Here is a 17,947-nt window from a genome sequence, read left to right as displayed (position 1 = left end):
CCTCGGCCCTGTTTCGCTATAACCTCTGCAATCACCCAAATCGATACGCCCTATGAATGCACGCTCGCTTGCTCAGGCCCATGTAGATATTGCCCAGGCCCTGCCCGATTTGGCCGCAGACGGCAAACCCGCCCTGCGCATTTGCCTGCTCGGCTACCGCTCGCACCCGTTCGTGGGCGGCCAAGGCATTTACTTGCACTACCTCAGCAAGGCGCTGTTGGCCTTTGGCCACAAGGTGGATGTGATCTCGGGCCCGCCCTACCCAGAACTGGTGGAAGGCGTGGGGCTAATTAAAATGCCGAGCCTTGATTTATTCGCCGTAGAAGAGCCCCTTAAGGCCCTTAAATGGTCGCACCTGAAAAGCTATACCGATACCTACGAGTGGTGGGCCAAAATCACCGGCGGCTTTGCCGAGCCCTACACTTTCGGGCGCCGGGTGGCCAAATACTTAAAGCAACACGGCCACCAGTACGACCTGGTGCACGACAACCAGTGCCTGGCCTGGGGGCTTTTGGATATTCAAAAACGCGGCCTGCCGGTGGTGGCCACAGTGCACCACCCCATCACCCGCGACCTGGAGCTCAAGCTTGCCGCCGAACAGCACTGGGGCATGCGGCTGCTCATTAAACGCTGGCATTCGTTTCTCGCCATGCAAGAAAAAGTGGTGCGCAAACTTAAACACGTGATTACCGTCTCTGAGCAATCGCGTAGCGATATCGCCGCCTGCTTTAAGCGCCCGGTATCTGCCATTGATTTGATTCACAACGGCATAGACACAGACGTATTCAAGCCAGACCCAAACGCCAACAAAACACCCTTTAGCCTGATTACCACCGCCTCCGCCGATCAGCCCCTTAAAGGCCTGCGCTATCTGCTGGAGGCCATGCACCTGTTGCGCCCGCACTACCCCGGCATCCAGCTTACGGTAATCGGTAAATTAAACGCCGGCGGCGAAACCGAGCAGCGGCTAAAAGCCTTGCAGCTGGAAGACGCCGTGCATTTTGTATCGGGCATCAGCACGCAGGCGTTGGTGGCGCGTTACAACCAAAGCCAGGTGGCTGTCGTGCCATCACTCTATGAAGGTTTCGGCTTGCCCGCCGGCGAAGCCATGGCCTGCGGCCTGCCGTTAGTGGCCACCAATGGCGGCGCCATTCCCGAAGTGGTGGGCGATGCCGCCCTCAGCGTACCGGCGGGCGACGCCCGGGCCATTGCCGAGGCAGTATCGCAATTATTTGACAAGCCCGCCTGGCGCCAGATGTTGGCCACCAAAGCGCGCACGCGCATTGAAGAAACTTTCTGCTGGGCGCGGGTAGCGGCAGAACTCACCCACTACTACCGCACCCAAATGCTCACAACGGAGGCCGCCCGTGCTCACCGTTGATTTTACCCACTTCCCCCTGGCCCGCGGCGACAAACTATTGGATTTAGGTTGCGGCGAGGGCCGCCACGCCATCAATGCCTACATCGCAGGCGATGTGGATGTCTACGGTGTGGATTTATCGCTAAAAGATTTGGCCGCCAGCCGCGAACGCTTTACGCCTTTTAACACCGGCTCCAAGCACAAAAGCTTTCACCTGCAATGCGCCAATGCACTCGCACTGCCCTTTGCCGATCACAGCTTTGATAAAATTATTTGCTCGGAAGTGTTAGAGCACCTGCCCGACTATCAGGGCGCGCTCCGTGAAATTCAACGCGTGTTAAAGCCCGGCGGCCTGCTGGCCATCAGCGTGCCAAGGGCCTGGCCCGAGAGAATTTGCTGGCACTACTCCAGCGCCTACCACCAGGTGGAAGGCGGCCATGTGCGCATATTTAACGCAGCCCAGCTCAATCAGGAAGTGCAGCAGCACGGCTTTATACGCTACAAAAAACACTGGGCCCACGCCTTGCACTCACCTTTTTGGTGGCTGAAATGCATGCTCTGGGACACCCAGGATTCATCGCGCCTTATTGCCTGGTACCACAAGTTACTGGTGTGGGATTTAATGCAAAAGCCCTGGCTTACGCGCACGCTCGAAAAACTTTTAAACCCCCTGATGGGGAAAAGTGTGGTGATGTACTACCGCACCGAGGAATCACAGTGACATCGCTATTGCTGCAAAAAGGCCGCTTTCCGAAGGCCCTGCTCGCCCCCACAGTTAATTATATTTTGAGCCAACAGCTCGAAGACGGTTGCATCCCCTGGTACCGCGGCGATAAAGCAGACCCGTGGGATCACACAGAGGCCGCCATGGGGCTTTCCATTGCTGGCCAATGGGCCGCCGCCGAACACGCCTACCAATGGCTGGCAGATCAACAACGGGTAGACGGCAGCTGGTGGAATCACTACCGCAACAATCAACCTGTATGCCGTGAAAAGCGCGAAACCAATTTTGTGGCCTACGTGGCCACCGGCATTTGGCACCACTACCTCATCAGCGGTGATCACAGTTTTTTACTGCACCACTGGCAAATGGTACAAAACGCCATCAATTTTGTGCTGCGCTACCAAAGTGTGCACGGCGAAATCGACTGGGCCGTAGATGAAAACGACTGCGGCCTCAACGATGCACTGCTTACCGCCAATAGCTCCATTGCCAAGAGCCTGGAGTGCGCCATAAATATTGCCGTAACCCTGGGTGAGGATGCCCGCCACTGGGTGCGCGCGCGCACTCTGCTGGTTGAATGCATCAACCACAAACCCGAGCGTTTCGATCGCACCTGGGAGAGCAAGGCACGCTATTCCATGGATTGGTTTTACCCGGTGCTTACCGGCGTAATTTCCGGCGAGCAGGCGCGCGCGCGCATCGACAGCCGCTGGAGCGAATTTGTAGAGCACAACCTGGGGTGCCGGTGTGTGAGTGACGAGCCCTGGGTCACCATTGCCGAAAGCTGCGAGCTCACCATGGCGCTGCTGGCCATTGGCGATCACACCCGCGCGGTAAACCTCTACAGCTGGTTGCACCAGTTTTTAGATGCCGATGGCGGCTATTGGATGGGCTACCAGTTTCGCGATAAAGCCATTTGGCCTGAAGAAAAAACCACCTGGACGAGTGGCGCAATTTTATTGGCAGCAGACGCACTCACAGAGCACACCCCGGCCGCCAAACTCTTCACAGAAGTCAACCTGCTTGCCCCCAGCAGCCGGGCCAGCAAGCAGGGGCTTGGCGTTTAACAGCGCAATAACTGCGCTCAGAAAAACCTCAGGCAATACGGCGCAATACACCCAGGGTGTTGATGGTGGGCAGCGCTTCAAAAAGCCCCGAGGCCAGCGCCAGCTTGTAGATATCGTAGGGTGCCTGGCCGCCATCGGCCGGGTCTGGAAAGATGTCGTGAATTAACAGCAAGCCACCCGGTATCACATGGGCGGCCCAGCTGCGGTAATCAGCCAGCGCAGTTTCCAGCGCGTGGCCGCCATCAATAAATACCAATGCCAAGGGTGTGGCCCAATGGCGTGCGGCCACCGCCGATGGTGCTACCACAGGCACTACCGTGTATTCCAATCGCGCGCGCTGCAGTGTATCGCGAAAGGTGCGAAAACTATCCATCTTTTGTGCTTGGCCATCGTAGAGTTCCGGATCGTGATACTCCTCACCCAATTGGTGCTCTTCCGACCCGCGGTGATGATCTACTGCAAATAATGTTTGCCCCTGCTGCTGGCAGGCGGCTCCCAAATACACGGTGGATTTGCCGCAATAGCTGCCCACCTCAAGGCACGGGCCCATTTGACTGGCGGTCAATGCCAGCTGGTACAGCCCCTCACCTTCGTCATCGGCAAGAAACCCTTTCACAGATTGAATGTCGAATTCGGGGACCTGTAACAATTTCATGCAATACTCTCGTTGGTTGCAACAATAAAGGCGCACAGCTTACCTCAAGGCCCGGCCCACCGCAGCAGTAAAACCGCAGGGCCCGTTTAAATACTGCAACCCTTGGCTTTGACCTGACTGCATGCAAACGCTAGGCTCGGCTGTAGGCTGGCTGCAAAACCCCTACTGCTATCGCCATTGAACATTGCCATAAACGCATCTGCCACGGAGCGCTCGCTTATGATTTCGCCCTTTAACCTGACCAAGTTTTGCTCGGCCCTGCTGTTGCTGATGGTACTCACTGGCTGCACAGCCTCCCACGCCAACAAAACAAGCGAGGTAAATAGCGAGCCACTTTGCTCGCCCCAATGGTATCAAGCGGTAGATGAAAAAATCAGCACAGGCGACGGCCAGGGCCACGGGCCAGACCTCGGCTCTCTGGAATGGCAATCGGTGATTGAATTTAAACTAGGCATTCGCGGTAAACCCACAACACCTGCGCGCAACAGCCGCGCCTGGTGTGAGTACATTCACGAGCAGGTGTTCAATTCAGCGTCCATTGCCGCCCCAAGCTTTGATTGCAAGCAATCATCTCTAACCGACGTTGAGCAAATGATCTGCAGCAACAGCACATTGGCAGAACTAGACCAGCAACTTGCCAAGGTTTACCAACAAGCGAAGCAAAAGGCCACCAATGAACACCCGCCACGGCTTGCCGCCGAACAACGGGGCTGGATAAAAGGCCGCAACGATTGCTGGAAGGCCGCAGACAAACAGGCCTGTGTTTCGCAAAATTACACCCAGCGCATCGCCGAGCTACAGGCCCGGTACCGGCTGGTTAATTACCAAGGCCCGGTAAGTTTTTACTGCGAAAACGACCCTAAAAACGAATTCATCATCACCTTTTTCGACACCCAACCGCCCACACTTATTGCCGAGCGCGGCGACAGCACGTCGCTGATGTTGCGCGATACCCAACAACCCAAAACCCTCTACCACGGGCGCAACGAAATATTTGCCCAAAAAGGCGACGAGGCGTGGATTCAATGGGGTTATCAGGCAGCCAGCCTGCACTGCAGGCAATCCAATGAGTAATTGCCCTGTTTAGCAGGCATCAAGAGATAGATCACAGGGCGTTTCAATATGAGCATTGGCTGATGAAAATCCGTTTAAGTCAAGCTGCAAATATTCAGGCAATCATAGCGGCTCATATTCGGAACCGGCACTATGTACCAGGCAAGTACCTTGGGTGCAAAATTCATCCAGTGCATGTGCGCGCGATAAACCCGACGGCTGGGCCACTATGCGCCTACCCAATATCTGGCAACAAAAAAGGGCGATGACACATTCTATTGCCACCGCCCCTGCGTGTTAATGTTACTCGTATCGCAAGGCTTTTACGGGGTTAGCCATTGCCACCCGGGCCGCGTTGCCGCCCACTGTCAACCAGGCGATGGCCAAGGCCAAAGCGCCCGCCACAAGACATACGGGTATGAGCACCCAGCTATCTAAGCGGTAGGGAAATTGCGATAACCAGTTAATCATAATCCAGCTCGCAAGTGGCCAGGCAATCACATTGGCCAACAGCACAGGCTTGGAAAATTGCCACAGCATCAAGGCCACTATGTCGCGAGCACGGGCACCCATCACCTTGCGAATGCCAATTTCCTTAGTGCGCCGCTCGGCAGTAAATGCCGCCAAGCCGTAAAGCCCAAGGCAGGCTATTACAATGGCCAAACCCGCGAAGATACCAAGGAGCGTGGACTGACGACTTTCCTGTTCGAATTCACCGGCCATACGATCAACCACAAACTGGTGGCGAAAAGGCTCATCGGTTACTTGCGAGCGCCATACCTCCTGAATATCTTTTACCAATTGGTTGCCATTACCTGAAAACCTGACCGTCAAGGTGCGCCAGTTGTTGGCATTAAGCTGATAAATTTCCGGCCGCACCACCCGACGCAGGCTTTGAAAGTGCATATCGGGCACCACACCAATAATGGTGAGGTCGACCATAGTGGGTTGATTCGGATTAAAATCAACGCCCACCTCAATCACCTTACCAAGCGCCTGCTCGGGCGTGCCAAAACCAAATTTACCCAACGCACTTTCGTTCACAATAATGGTACCTTGGCCTTTTTGACCCGGCACCAAACTTTCAGGGGCAGGCATTCCATCGGCCGGGCGATTGATGTCGTAGTTGCGACCGGCAAGCAGTGGAATTTCATAGGTGGGAAAAAAATCGTGATCTATTGATTGCACGCCAATTAACTGGCTTTGCTGGCTTTCATCACCGGGAATACGCACTGAAATATTGCTTTCATTACCCGAAGCCGGTGGATCTGCGTGCAGCGCCACAGACTCCACACCGGGCAGTTGACCTATGCGCTGCTTGATCACATCGCGTTTGTCCCGCACCCCGGCATTACCCAGATTATGCACCAGTAGCTGCTGGTCTTTGCTGAAGCCTGCATCCATATTCATCAGGTAGAACTTTTGCCCGTACACAAGGCAGGTACAAATAATTAGCGACACGGAAATGGCAAATTGGGCGATTACCAGCACCTGGCGCAAGTTGGCAGAACCGCGGGTTTCTGCAGATTTATTGGCCTTGAGTACCCGCGCTGGCTGAAACCCCGAAAGCACCAAGGCAGGGTAGGCACCACCCAGCAACCCCACTATGACTATCAGCCCTAAAAGCAATAACCAATTGGCTGCGTCGGTGTAGTCCAGCACCAGTGTTTTGCCCACGTAATTGCCGAAAGCGGGCAACACAAGCTCCACTAACACCACGCCGAAAAACAAGCCCAACAGCGCAAGCAATAAAGACTCACCCATAAACTGGCCAACCAGTTGTGGCCGGCTTGCACCCAGCACTTTGCGCAGCGCAACCTCCTTTGCACGCTGGGTAGATTTAGCGGTGGCCAGGTTCATAAAATTGATACAGCCAATAATCAAAATCAACGCAGCCACGGCCGCAAATAGCATGACATTATCAATACTGCCAGTGGGCTTCATCTCACCGCCCACAGGCCCGTGAGGGTTCAATTGAATATCCAGCAGGCGCTGCGGCGTCATGGTGATTAAATCAGAGGCCTTGCCCTTAATGCCTGCCGCAGGTGGCAGCTTGATGTAGTGATCAACAAAGTCTGGCATGCGCGCGTGCAGCGCTTCAATACTGGCGCCATCTTTTAGCTCGAAAAACAAATACTGGTTTACGCTCGTCCACTGGGAGAACATCCACGGGAAGGATTTGAAATCCTGCTCATCGATCATCACCATGGCTTCAATATCGAAGATGGTGTTATGGGGCAAATCTTCTATGACCGCCGCCACACGATAATCGCGCACGGTATCGTAGAAACTCATGCTCACCACTTCACCCAGCGGGTTGTTGGTGCCAAAAATGCGTTTAGCAAAAGCTTCCGTTACCACAAGGCTTGCATTGTCGCCCAACGCGGCCTTGATGTTGCCGGACACAACGGGGAAATCGATCATTTCAGCAAAGGCACTGTCGGCCCAGACTATGGTTTCTTCATTTACCCTATCGCCGTAGCGTACCACCGGGTGCATATTGGTTATGCGCGCAGTGTGCAGAATGTCTTCACCAAAGTAGTCAAGTAGCGCCTGTTTTGCAGGCCCCGGCGCCGACACCGTGATGAACGGCTCGCGCCCGGGAATGGCAAAGGTGGTGTTTAGGCGGTAAATTTTTTCAGCCTTGGCCCATTGGGTGTCGTAGGTAAATTCATCGCGCACAAACAGCGTAATCAAAATGCATGCGGCAAGGCCTACGGCCAAACCCACAATATTAATGGCACTGTAAAGTTTGTGTTTGACCAGGTTGCGCAAGGCCACCTGCAGGTAGTTCTTGAACATGGTGAGCTCCTTACACGACGGCGCGCAGGTTTTCAGTTACTACCTGGCCATCGAAAAGATTAATGGTGCGCTTGGCATAGTCGGCGTGGGCCGGGCTGTGGGTAACCATCACAATGGTGGAACCCTCTGCGTTCAGGCGCTGCAGCATTTCCATCACCTCTTGGCCATGGGCCGAATCCAGGTTGCCGGTGGGTTCATCGGCCAAAATCAACGATTGCTTGCCCACCACCGCGCGTGCAACCGCCACGCGCTGCTGCTGGCCACCCGAGAGTTGGCTTGGCATGTGGCTTGCGCGGTGCGCTATGCCCACGCGATCCATCACCTCGGCGACCCTGCGGGCGCGCTCTGAGCTCGAAATACCGTGGTACAAGAGCGCAAGCTCGATATTTTCAGCAACACTCAGCTCATCAATTAAATTAAAAGATTGAAAAATAAACCCGATGTTGCGCTTTCGAATGGCCGCCAGCTTCGACTCGCCATAACCTGCAACATCTTCACCCTTAAACAGGTACTTACCCTGGGTGGGCGAATCGAGCATGCCTAAAATGTTGAGCAAGGTGGATTTTCCGCAGCCCGAAGGCCCCATAATGGCTACAAATTCACCCTCGGCAATTTCAATATTAATGTTGTTAAGGGCCACGGTTTCTACGGCGTCGGTGCGAAATATTTGCGACATGTTGTGCATTTTAATCATGGTATTTTCCTTTCTTTTTTGTGGGCGTTGATCAGTGCGACAACACTAATCTGTCCATATCTATGAAACTGCTGTAAGGGGAAGTCACTATCTGCTCACCCACCTCCAAGCCTTCAATCACTTCAATGAAGCGGGCGTTCCTGCGGCCCAGGCGCACGTTGCGGCGCATGGCACCCTGGCCGTCATCTGTCACCACGAATACCCATTGGCCACCGGTATCCTGGTAGAAGGCGCCGTTGGGAATGAGGGTGGCGGGCTCGGCGTCGCCCAACATGAGCTTCAGCTGTAGCGTCTGGCCGCGGCGGATGCCGGCGGGCTCCTGCCCGGGGAAAAGCAAATCAACCTGGAACTGGCCGTTACTTACGTGCGGGTAGATTTTTGCCACTTCCACCTGGTAACTATTGCCGGCCATATCAAAACTTGCGCGCTGTCCAATATCTACCCGGCCCAGGTAAAACTCATCGATACCGGCCATCAATTTGTAGTTATCCGGATCGTCTATTTGGCCCAGTCGCCCGCCGCGATCAATACTCTGGCCAACCTCGGCACTAAAGCCCGAAAGTTTGCCCGCCACCGGCGCGCGCACTTTCAACGCATCCAAATTGGCGCGCGAAAACTCCAGATTTTGTTCAAGGCGCACAGCGGCCGAGCGAAGAAACGCCAACTGCGCATCTTGCATGCGGGCATCGGTTTGCTGGCTCTCCAAGGTGACCTGGCGGCGCGCTTGGTAATAGGCAAGCTCGTCTTCGGTATCTTGCAATTGCGATAGCGAAATGGATTGGCTTTCACTGAGCTTGCGCTGGCGGCTTACCAGACGCGTGAGGCGGGTTATCTGATAGTTAATTTCCACAAGATTTCGCTTGTGCGACAGCCGGTTTTGCTCCAGCTGCAATTCAATGCTGCGCATGTTGTTCAACTGCTCGGTCACCGCGGCCTCGTTGCGGGTAACCTCTAGCTGCAGGCTTGTGTTGGAGAGCTCTACAATGGGGTCGCCGGCGGCCAGGAGTGCGCCGTCTTCCACCAGCACCCGCTCAATGCGCCCGCCCTCAATGGCGTCCAAAAAAACCGTGTTTAGCGGCGTTACCCGTGCGCGCACGGGAATAAAATCTTCAAAGATACCCGAGTGCACCTGGGCCAGCTGCAGGCGATCGCCATCGATGGTGTAAGCCCGATTTTGCCCGGCGCCGATGGCAAGCCCAATGAGTACCGCAACTGCCAGGCCGCCCGCGGCCATCATCAATATTTTAAGCCAGCGCCGCTGGGGCGTGACCACCACGCGATCCATGGCAGCACCCGAGCTCGCCTTGGTGGCGCGAAGCGGTATGGCTTGTGAGTTTTCCATTGCATTAATCCTGCTGTAACTTCCCGACAGGCCACCTGAATCGGTACACCCGCATTGCTACAGGTATATTTGCAAGCAGAGTGCCAACACAAAAACCCTAACGATAATAAGCACTTACATAAAAAAGACGATTGAGCCCGCCTGCCAACTGTACGAATACGAACACTCGCTGTACGATTGCGGACAGTAAAAAAGGAACTTCCCATGAGTGAACGCAGCGGCCACCTGCTGATAGTGGATGACGATCCAGACATTCGAACCGCCGGCCAATTGCTGCTCAAGCGGCACCTGGCAAAAATCACCACCACCGGCGACCCCTGCCAACTGCCACAGCTTTTGGCCGAGCACGACTTTGACGCCATTTTGCTGGATATGAATTTCAGCCCCGGCGAATCTGATGGTGCGCAAGGCTTTTACTGGCTTAAAAAAATTCTGAGCCAAGACCCACAGGCCGTGGTGATTATGATTACCGCGCACAGCGGGGTGAACATTGCCGTTGAAGCCATGAAGCTTGGCGCCACCGATTTTATTGCCAAGCCCTGGCAAAACGAAAAAGTGGTGGCCACTTTATCGGCTGCACTGAAATTGCGCGCCTCGCAAAAGCAAACCCAAACCCTGCGCCAGGCTAACCAGCTGCTGTCTGATACCAATCGCACCAGTGCCTTGCTGGGTGCAAGCCCCGCCATGCAGCAAGTGATGGGCCTGGTAGCCCGCGCGGCTCCCACTGATGCCAACGTGTTAATTTTGGGTGAAAATGGCACCGGCAAAGAGTTGGTTGCCCGGCAATTGCACGCCCAAAGCCTCCGAAAAGATCAGGTGTTTATGGCCATCGATTTGGGCGCCGTTGCCGAAACCTTGTTTGAAAGCGAGCTCTTTGGCCACCGCAAAGGGGCCTTTACCGGCGCCCAGGAAGATCGGCTTGGCAAATTGTTAGCGGCCAATGGCGGCACCTTGTTTTTGGATGAAGTGGGCAACCTGCCGCTGCATTTACAGGCCAAATTATTAACGGTGCTTGAGCAGCGCCGCGTCACGCCCCTTGGGGCCAATCAATCGCAACCCTTTGATGTGCGCGTGATTGCCGCAACCAACCTGCCACCGGCGCAACTGCGTGACGAAACCCGGTTCCGCCAGGATTTATTGTTCAGGCTGAATACCGTTGAGTTACAGCTGCCACCCCTGCGTGAGCGCGGGCAGGACATCGCCCTCATAGCGCGCCACTATGCCCGGGTTTACGCCCAGAAATACCACCAGGCACCCCGTGAATTCAGCCCACAAGCCCTGGCTGCCATCACCCACTACCGCTGGCCGGGCAACGTGCGAGCCTTGCGCCACGCCATAGAGCGCGCGGTTATTTTGTCGCAAACACCCGAATTTGAAGTGGCCGATTTCCCTTTGGACATGCCGCCCGAACAGACCTATGCCGGGGCATCGGCAAGCCGGGAGTTGCCTGAAGATTTAAATCTGGTGCGCCAGGAGCAGCGCATTATTCAAACGGCCTTAAAAAAGCACGGCTACAACATCAGCCACGCTGCCAAAGAACTTGGCCTAACCCGCGCAGCCCTTTACCGCAGGATGGAAAAACATGGCCTTTAAACGCTTCAGCCTGGTGCTTACTCTGCGCCTGACATTGGTACTGCTAAGTTTGCTGGCTTTCACCTGGTTGCTGTTTCAGCCCGGCTACTACGCTACCTGCGCGCTGGTTTTGGCGGCGGTGATATTGCAATGCTGGGCCATTGTGCGTTTTGTTGGCCGCACCAACAATGAACTTGCGCGCTTTTTAGGCGCTGCGCGCTACGCCGATTTTAACCAGCAATTTGATCTCAACAACCAAGGCGCGGGCTTTGACGAGTTGGGCACCACCTTTACAGACATTCTTGCGCGCATTCGCGCCGAGCGCTCGGAGCAAGAACAGGAGCTGCGGCATTTGCGGGCCCTGCTGGAGCACGTGCCGGTGCCGCTTATCTCAGTGTTTAATGACGGCAGCATTACCCTGTGGAATAACGCCGCGCGCCGCCTGTTCGGCACAGTGCCTGTGGTGAACACAACCCAGCTGGAACAATTTGGCCAAACCTTTGCAGCGCAGCTACACACACTGCCTGTGGGTGAGCGCCGCGTGGTGAAGTGCGTGGTAGATGATATAGAGCACCAGCTGATTGTTACCGCAGCACAGCTGCGCATAAGTGCCACCACTGAAAAGCTGATTAGCCTGCAAGATATTCAAAGCGAACTTGAAGGCGCGCAATTGCAAGCCTGGCAAGATTTGGTACGCGTGCTGACCCATGAAATCATGAATTCCATTACCCCGGTTTCCTCATTGGCACACACGGCAAGTAGCCTGGCCCGCGAGCTGCAAGAGGAAATCAATCAGGAAAACATTGACGATTTGCAACAAGCGGTAGACACCTTGGCAAGGCGCGCAGAAAATTTACTTGGATTTGTTTCCAGCTACCGGCAGATGACGCGCCTGCCCACGCCCCAAAAGCAGCGCTGCAGCATCAGTGAATTACTCACCCATATTCGTGCCCTCATGGCGCCCGAGGCCGCTGCGGCCAAGGTGCAGTTGCAATGCCATACAGAGCCCTCTTCACTGGAGGCGGTGTTAGACCGCGATATGATTGAGCAGGTGATCATCAACCTTGTAAAAAATGCGCTGCACGCACTCGCAGGCCATGCCTCCGCCTCGCTTACCTTGAAAGCCCATTTATCCAAGCGCGGGCGCGCGGTGATACAAGTGGCAGATAACGGCCCCGGCATCGCCGACAATATTGCCGATAAAATTTTCGTGCCGTTTTTTACCACCAAAACCGAGGGCAGCGGCGTTGGCCTGGCATTGAGCCGGCAAATCATGTTGGCCCACGGCGGCACGCTCACCGTTCATGCAACACCCGGTGGCGGCGCCACCTTTAACCTGAATTTTTAACTATGCGCAAAAACAATCGGCCCTACCTTTTAAAGTGGCTCGCCAACCGCATTAACCGCACCTATACGCGCCACTTTCTAAAGCCGCAGTTCGACGCCTGTGGCCGCGGCCTACAGGTGGTATCGCCTTGGAGCGTAAGTGTGTTCGGCAGCCACATACGCCTTGGGCGCTGCGTGCATATTATTTCAGCGCGCGCTAACCCTGTGCAGTTTACCTGCTGGTCTGGCAAGCAAAGCCAGGGCAGCATTCAGGTGGGCGATAACGTACTCATTTCGCCCGGCGTGCGCCTTGCCTCAAACATCGGTATTCGCATTGGCGACAACACCATGCTTGCGGCCAACGTGTATATATCGGATTCCGATTGGCACGGGCTTTACAACCGCACGCGCCCGTTTCGCTGCTCCAAACCCATAACCCTAGGCAACAACGTATGGATTGGCGACAGCGCCATAGTGGGCAAAGGAGTTACCATTGGCGACAACAGTGTGGTGGGCGCAGGCAGCCTGGTCACCAAAGATGTGCCGGCCAATGTGGTGGTGGCGGGCAACCCCGCCAAGGTAGTTAAAACGCTTAACCCTAAGCGCAAAATGCTCACGCGCGCCTCGCTGTTTCAAGACCCAAAACATTACTACCGCAACCAGGATGCGCTGGATAAATACGTGATGGGCAACAACGGCTGGTGGAATTGGTTGCGCTCGGTGTTTTTTCCCTCCAAGCTTGATTAGATTCGCGCTTGAAACAATGGCTGCTATACCTACCCCAACACTCGCCGGAGCCACACATCATGATAAAGCACACACTGCTCGCACTCTCCACCCTTTGCCTGGGCCTGTATACCTTGGGCGCGAGCGCCACACCCAAGCCCAGCGCCCAGGATGCGTTTTTTAATACGCTGTCTAAACATTGCGGCAAGGCCTACGCGGGCAAGGTGGCGGTAGATAACGCCCCCGATGGCGGCTTTGCGGGCAAGCGTTTGGTGATGCATGTGCGCCAATGCAGCGACACCCAGCTGCATATCCCCTTTCACGTGGGCGACGATGCCTCGCGCACCTGGGTGATCAGTAAAACCGCCACGGGGCTGGAGCTTAAACACGATCATCGCCACAAAGACGGGCTGGAAGATTCTATCAGCCAATATGGTGGCCACACCAAAGAGTTAGGCTGGCCGCAAGTGCAATCGTTTCCGGCAGACGACTTCACCAAAGCCTTGTTTGTGCGTGAGGGCATTCCGCAATCGATGGGCAACACCTGGCAGTTTTATCTTTACCCCAAGATTTTCAGCTACCGCATGGTGCGCCAGGGCCGTGAATTTCGCGTGGATTTTGATTTAACCAAGCCCGTAAAAACACCACCCACACCGTGGGGCTGGCAATAGTGGCGGGGGTAATTAGGCGCTAGCCCATCCAAATGCGCACTATGTCGCGTGCGGGCGAAAGCTCGATGTTCACGCGCTCCGGGCGGTGATCTTGCGTAAGAAAATCGCCCGTAGTGTAAACCCGCGCCTCTTTGCCAGTTAAACTGCTGATGGGTTCAGATTCAAGAGTTTGATTCATGGCGTGTTACCTCCGGCTTTTAAACGGCCGACTATTGCGGCGGCTGGAAAAGAATCTTTAAGGTTTCACCTTCAAAGGCGATGACATCGCCACCCACAATCTGGCGGCGCTTACGCAGCTCTTGCTCACCATTAACCTGCACCAAACCTGCCGCCACCGCGTTTTTGGCCTCGGCACCGCTGGCACACAGGCCTTCAAATTTTAAAATTTTATACAACTCAACCGGCTCGCGGGTGATAACAACTTCTTGCATGGGGAATCCAAATTAAAGGGTGAGCAAAAAGCTTAGAGCTTTTTTTGCAAAAAGGTGGCGTGACCCATGGCCGGATCCAGGGCGTAACTTTCAAACCCCTGGCGTTCGTACAATGCCAGGGCCCGGGTATTGCCGGTGAGCACTTCCAGTGTGAGCTTGCAGCAATTGCGCGCGCGGGCATGATTTGCCATGGCGTTTACTAGTGCGGCCCCTACACCTTGGCCGCGCACATGACTACTTACCGCCAGATCGTGAATGTTTATCAGCGGCCGGGCAGCAAAGGTAGATACAGATTCAAACCCGTTTATCAGCCCCACGGCCTCACCTTTGAGGTAGGCAATAAAACTCACCGCATTTGGTGTTTGCCGCAAGAGCGCCAACAAATTTTGGTGCACATTTTCACACAAGGGCTCACCGCCACCCATTGGATCCTGTGCGTAGGCATCGAGCAGGGTTAGCAATGCCCGGCCCTGCTGCGGGTTGCCATAATCCACCCGTTGAATTTCAAGGCCAAGTGCTGCTTTGTTGCTCATGCTCATTGCTCTGGGCCGCGGCTAGAATCACTGGGCTCCAGTGCATTGAGCGCTTGAATTTGCGCTTTCAGTGCGGCAATCATGTCCACTTCGGGCAACAGGTTTTCAGCGCTGGCAATAACGCTGATGTGGCCCTCCAGGTAGTGCCAGGCGTGGGCGGTTACATAACTGCCGGTGCCTACGCTTTCTAACACTACTACCAGCTCTTCCAATTGATCGCCATCTACATCTGCCAGGGTGATGGATTTCAAAAAGCCATCGCGGGAAAACACTTCGCCTGCCAGAAAGAAATCGCGCTTGCCGCCATCGGCATTGGGCGTGTAAATGCGCACACTGTAGCTGCCAATACTTTTGGGCTCGCCCGCACCTTCGGCCACCACGGCATAGAGCGGTTGTTCGAAACTGTTTTCACCCCAGAGCACGGTCAGCTCTGTGTTATTAACGCCCGCATGGTGTTGTTCGGGTGCATCACAGCCCACCAAGCCCAAGCTGAACACCAGCGCAACCAGGCACGCGCGAAATGAGATGTGCATTATGAGTTGACTCCCATAGCCTTGTTAATTAAAAAACGTTTGAGCAGTGGCTGGCGATCCACCTGGCGCAGGCCTTCATTGCGCAACCAGCGCAACAGGTGTGCATCGGCACCAAAGAGCTGCTGGAAGCCCGCCATGGCGCCCAGGGTTGCCCGGTTGTCGGCCCGTCGCGCGCGCTGGTAACGCCGCAATGTGGCCATGCAACCCAGCGGCAAGTCACGCGCAAGTGCGCGTTCAATTTCGCCCACCAGAGCACCCACATCTTTTAAACCAAGATTTACGCCCTGGCCTGCCAGCGGGTGAATGCTGTGCGCGGCATCGCCCACCAATGCAAGCCCCGGCTTGTAATAGGTGAGTGCATGGCGCTGCCAAAGCGGAAAGCTGAAGCGGGCATCGGCGTGCGTAACCTGCCCAAGGCAGCCCTCACTTGCACGCGTAAGCGCCTCGCAAAATGCGTGATCATCCAACGCCATTATGTTGCTTGCACAATCGGTATCGGCAGACCACACAATCGAGCATTGATAACCTTGCGCGCCGGTTGTGAGCGGCAGTAACGCCAATGGGCCAGTGGCCATAAACCGCTGGCGCGCCACCTGCCCGTGGGGGCGCTCGGTGGTGATGGTGGTGACTATCCCCTGCTGGTGGCAGTCAGATTCTCTGGCATCAATGCCTGCCAGGGTGCGAATACTTGAATGGGCGCCGTCGGCGGCAAGCAGCAATTGCGTGGCGGATTTTTCACCACTTTCCAAAATCAACTGCACTTGGCCAAAATTATCTTCAGCGTCGCTTTCAGGCAGCAGCAATTGTTTTACCCGCTGGCCCATGCACAATTGCACATTGGGCTGATAGCTGAGCGCCTGTTGCAATTCAGAAACAACCAGTGAGTTTTCAACAATAAAACCGAGCTGTTCGCGCTCAACGGAATCTGCATCAAATTGAATGCGCCCGGTGCCCTCGGCGTCCCACACGTCCATTTTTGTGTAAGGGCTTACGCGCGCACTGGCAAGCCGCCCCCACACGCCCACCGCCTGCAACAAATCCACGGAATGTTCAGTGAGCGCCACTACCCGCGGGTCTACGGCGCTGGGGTTAAATTGCGTGAGTGTGGGCTGGGCTTCCAAAACTTGAACGCTGTGATCGGGCAGGCGGCGCGCCAGCTGTAAACCGAGCAACGCGCCCACCAGGCCCGCGCCTACGATGGTGATATCTGCCTGCGGCATCGGCTTATTCATAGCTATTCACCCCTCGTGCAAACACGCCCCGACCCATGGATTGCTCGGCCAATAAATGTTTTAGCGAAGGCACAGATTGCAACGCCATTAGCCCGAGCTGGCGCGGCAAAAAACGCAGCCAGTGATCGCTGCTAAACCAGGCCACTAACTGATGGCTGTATTGCACGGTCAGCAATTGATCTTGCGCGCGGGCCGAGGCATAGGCCTGTAGCGATTGCAGGTTGCCGAGGTTTGCAACGCCCTGGCGGCTAACATCCTGTGCAAGGGTATCTACCAATGTGGCCAGGTCGCGCACCGATAAATTAAACCCCTGGCCTGCCACCGGGTGCAAAAAGTGCGCGGCATTGCCCAGCAATACCAGGTGGCTGCGTACCTGCTCGGTGGCTTCGTGCAGCACCAACGGGTAAACATCGCGCTTGCCCACGGCCAAAAAATTACCCAGACGATCGCCAAAATGGGCCTGGGCCCGGCGGCAAAACTCGGCATCGCTGAGCTCGGCAACCTGCGCCTGGGCCTTGGGGAGTGTCCAAACCATGGCCAGTTGGTGCGGGTCTGCCAAGGGCAGCAACGCCATTGGGCCATCGCAAGTGAAGCGCTCGAAGGCGCGGCCAAGGTGTGGCTTTTCCACCTGCACATTGGCAATGGCGGCCAGCTGCTGGTAATCCGTTTGGCGGGCACTTAAACCCAATTGTTTTTTAAGCGCATCGTTGGCGCCATCGGCAAGAATTAACAAGCGGGTGTTGAATTGGCAGCTTTCGGCGGTGACCTGGTAGCCACCGGCAATGGGGCGCAAGCGCTGTACCGTTTCCGGTGCACGCACTTCAATGGCAGGCGTTTGGCCAAGGCGCTGCATCAATGCCTGGCCCAGCGCCTGATTGGGCACCACGCGCCCAAGCCTTGCCAGCTGGTGCTCGGCTGCGCGAATGTGGGCATGGCCCCAGTGGCCGCGATCACTCACCTGCACTTCGGTGATTTCACCGCTTAGCGGGCCAAGCTCTGGCTCCAAATCCAGCGCCTGCAAGAGCGCCCAACTGCCGGCAGCCACCGCCGTGGCACGCTGATCAAAACTGGGCTGGGGCGCGCGTTGGCTGAAAATATCAAAGCGCTCCAACAGGCGAATGCGAAGCCCGGGTATTCGCTTGGCCAACAGCAAAGCGGCCGTTGCGCCCACCATGCCGGCACCAATAAGCGTTACATCCGTTTCAAATTCTGGCTCGGTCATAGTG

The 17,947-nt window shown here is 55.6% G+C and carries 18 protein-coding genes; 8 read left to right on the top strand and 10 right to left on the bottom strand.

Going from position 1 to position 17,947, the window contains the following annotated elements; all coding sequences use genetic code 11:
* Nucleotides 1-52 precede the first annotated feature (52 nt).
* From L1F30_RS02655 to L1F30_RS02645, 3 genes are read left to right on the top strand one after another with little or no spacing between them, the layout of a single operon-like run.
* Nucleotides 53-1,381: a glycosyltransferase family 4 protein gene (locus tag L1F30_RS02655; RefSeq protein ID WP_253358998.1), complete on the top strand. Its 1,329-nt coding sequence runs from the start codon at nucleotides 53-55 to the stop codon at nucleotides 1,379-1,381.
* Nucleotides 1,368-2,081, top strand: coding sequence for a class I SAM-dependent methyltransferase (locus L1F30_RS02650; protein ID WP_253358996.1), 714 nt, complete (start codon nucleotides 1,368-1,370; stop codon nucleotides 2,079-2,081). Before L1F30_RS02655 ends, L1F30_RS02650 begins: the two co-directional genes overlap by 14 nt.
* The gene (locus L1F30_RS02645) at nucleotides 2,078-3,151 is read left to right on the top strand and encodes a prenyltransferase (RefSeq protein WP_253358994.1); all 1,074 of its coding nucleotides are present in this window, start codon (nucleotides 2,078-2,080) and stop codon (nucleotides 3,149-3,151) included. The genes L1F30_RS02650 and L1F30_RS02645 overlap by 4 nt, the downstream gene beginning before the upstream one ends.
* Before the next feature lie 28 nt (nucleotides 3,152-3,179).
* On the opposite strand, the gene L1F30_RS02640 is transcribed toward L1F30_RS02645, so the two are convergent.
* The gene (locus tag L1F30_RS02640) at nucleotides 3,180-3,806 is read right to left on the bottom strand and encodes a class I SAM-dependent methyltransferase (protein ID WP_253358992.1); all 627 of its coding nucleotides are present in this window, start codon (nucleotides 3,804-3,806) and stop codon (nucleotides 3,180-3,182) included.
* Nucleotides 3,807-4,025: 219 nt separating this feature from the next.
* On the opposite strand from L1F30_RS02640, the gene L1F30_RS02635 reads away from it, so the two are divergent.
* Nucleotides 4,026-4,880: a lysozyme inhibitor LprI family protein gene (locus L1F30_RS02635; protein WP_253358990.1), complete on the top strand. Its 855-nt coding sequence runs from the start codon at nucleotides 4,026-4,028 to the stop codon at nucleotides 4,878-4,880.
* A 282-nt stretch (nucleotides 4,881-5,162) separates the two neighbouring features.
* Here the strand turns inward: L1F30_RS02635 and L1F30_RS02630 are convergent, their stop codons facing one another.
* From L1F30_RS02630 to L1F30_RS02620, 3 genes are read right to left on the bottom strand one after another with little or no spacing between them, the layout of a single operon-like run.
* Nucleotides 5,163-7,661, bottom strand: coding sequence for an ABC transporter permease (locus tag L1F30_RS02630; RefSeq protein WP_253358982.1), 2,499 nt, complete (start codon nucleotides 7,659-7,661; stop codon nucleotides 5,163-5,165).
* A gap of 10 nt (nucleotides 7,662-7,671) precedes the next feature.
* Entirely contained in the window at nucleotides 7,672-8,355 is a 684-nt protein-coding gene (locus L1F30_RS02625; RefSeq protein ID WP_253358980.1) for an ABC transporter ATP-binding protein, read from the bottom strand.
* 31 nt (nucleotides 8,356-8,386) lie between these two features.
* Nucleotides 8,387-9,697, bottom strand: coding sequence for an efflux RND transporter periplasmic adaptor subunit (locus L1F30_RS02620; protein ID WP_253358979.1), 1,311 nt, complete (start codon nucleotides 9,695-9,697; stop codon nucleotides 8,387-8,389).
* Between the two features lie 204 nt (nucleotides 9,698-9,901).
* Between L1F30_RS02620 and L1F30_RS02615 the strand changes: the two genes are divergently transcribed.
* From L1F30_RS02615 to L1F30_RS02600, 4 genes are read left to right on the top strand one after another with little or no spacing between them, the layout of a single operon-like run.
* Nucleotides 9,902-11,290: a sigma-54 dependent transcriptional regulator gene (locus L1F30_RS02615; protein WP_253358978.1), complete on the top strand. Its 1,389-nt coding sequence runs from the start codon at nucleotides 9,902-9,904 to the stop codon at nucleotides 11,288-11,290.
* Nucleotides 11,280-12,617: a PAS domain-containing sensor histidine kinase gene (locus tag L1F30_RS02610; RefSeq protein ID WP_253358977.1), complete on the top strand. Its 1,338-nt coding sequence runs from the start codon at nucleotides 11,280-11,282 to the stop codon at nucleotides 12,615-12,617. The genes L1F30_RS02615 and L1F30_RS02610 overlap by 11 nt, the downstream gene beginning before the upstream one ends.
* A gap of 2 nt (nucleotides 12,618-12,619) precedes the next feature.
* The gene (locus tag L1F30_RS02605; protein ID WP_253358976.1) at nucleotides 12,620-13,342 is read left to right on the top strand and encodes a DapH/DapD/GlmU-related protein; all 723 of its coding nucleotides are present in this window, start codon (nucleotides 12,620-12,622) and stop codon (nucleotides 13,340-13,342) included.
* A gap of 59 nt (nucleotides 13,343-13,401) precedes the next feature.
* A complete protein-coding gene (locus tag L1F30_RS02600; RefSeq protein WP_253358975.1) occupies nucleotides 13,402-13,992 on the top strand; it encodes a hypothetical protein in 591 nt (196 codons plus the stop codon).
* A gap of 19 nt (nucleotides 13,993-14,011) precedes the next feature.
* On the opposite strand, the gene L1F30_RS02595 is transcribed toward L1F30_RS02600, so the two are convergent.
* The 6 genes from L1F30_RS02595 to ubiH are packed head-to-tail and all read right to left on the bottom strand — an operon-like array spanning nucleotide 14,012 to nucleotide 17,943.
* The gene (locus L1F30_RS02595) at nucleotides 14,012-14,170 is read right to left on the bottom strand and encodes a hypothetical protein (RefSeq protein ID WP_253358974.1); all 159 of its coding nucleotides are present in this window, start codon (nucleotides 14,168-14,170) and stop codon (nucleotides 14,012-14,014) included.
* Between the two features lie 31 nt (nucleotides 14,171-14,201).
* Nucleotides 14,202-14,423, bottom strand: a complete 222-nt coding sequence (locus L1F30_RS02590) for an RNA-binding S4 domain-containing protein (RefSeq protein ID WP_253358973.1) — start codon at nucleotides 14,421-14,423, stop codon at nucleotides 14,202-14,204.
* A 32-nt stretch (nucleotides 14,424-14,455) separates the two neighbouring features.
* The gene (locus tag L1F30_RS02585; RefSeq protein WP_253358972.1) at nucleotides 14,456-14,956 is read right to left on the bottom strand and encodes an N-acetyltransferase; all 501 of its coding nucleotides are present in this window, start codon (nucleotides 14,954-14,956) and stop codon (nucleotides 14,456-14,458) included.
* A gap of 2 nt (nucleotides 14,957-14,958) precedes the next feature.
* The gene (locus tag L1F30_RS02580; RefSeq protein WP_253358970.1) at nucleotides 14,959-15,489 is read right to left on the bottom strand and encodes a PliI family lysozyme inhibitor of I-type lysozyme; all 531 of its coding nucleotides are present in this window, start codon (nucleotides 15,487-15,489) and stop codon (nucleotides 14,959-14,961) included.
* Complete coding sequence (locus tag L1F30_RS02575) at nucleotides 15,489-16,721, bottom strand: UbiH/UbiF/VisC/COQ6 family ubiquinone biosynthesis hydroxylase (RefSeq protein WP_253358968.1); 1,233 nt, start codon at nucleotides 16,719-16,721, stop codon at nucleotides 15,489-15,491. The genes L1F30_RS02580 and L1F30_RS02575 overlap by 1 nt, the downstream gene beginning before the upstream one ends.
* Nucleotides 16,714-17,943, bottom strand: a complete 1,230-nt coding sequence (gene ubiH, locus L1F30_RS02570; RefSeq protein WP_253358960.1) for a 2-octaprenyl-6-methoxyphenyl hydroxylase — start codon at nucleotides 17,941-17,943, stop codon at nucleotides 16,714-16,716. Before ubiH ends, L1F30_RS02575 begins: the two co-directional genes overlap by 8 nt.
* Nucleotides 17,944-17,947 lie beyond the last annotated feature (4 nt).

Source organism: Simiduia sp. 21SJ11W-1, assembly GCF_024138675.1.
Taxonomy (GTDB): Bacteria; Pseudomonadota; Gammaproteobacteria; order Pseudomonadales; family Cellvibrionaceae; genus Simiduia.
Note: the sequence above shows the minus strand (reverse complement) of the source record. Positions and strands in the feature narration are given on the sequence as shown.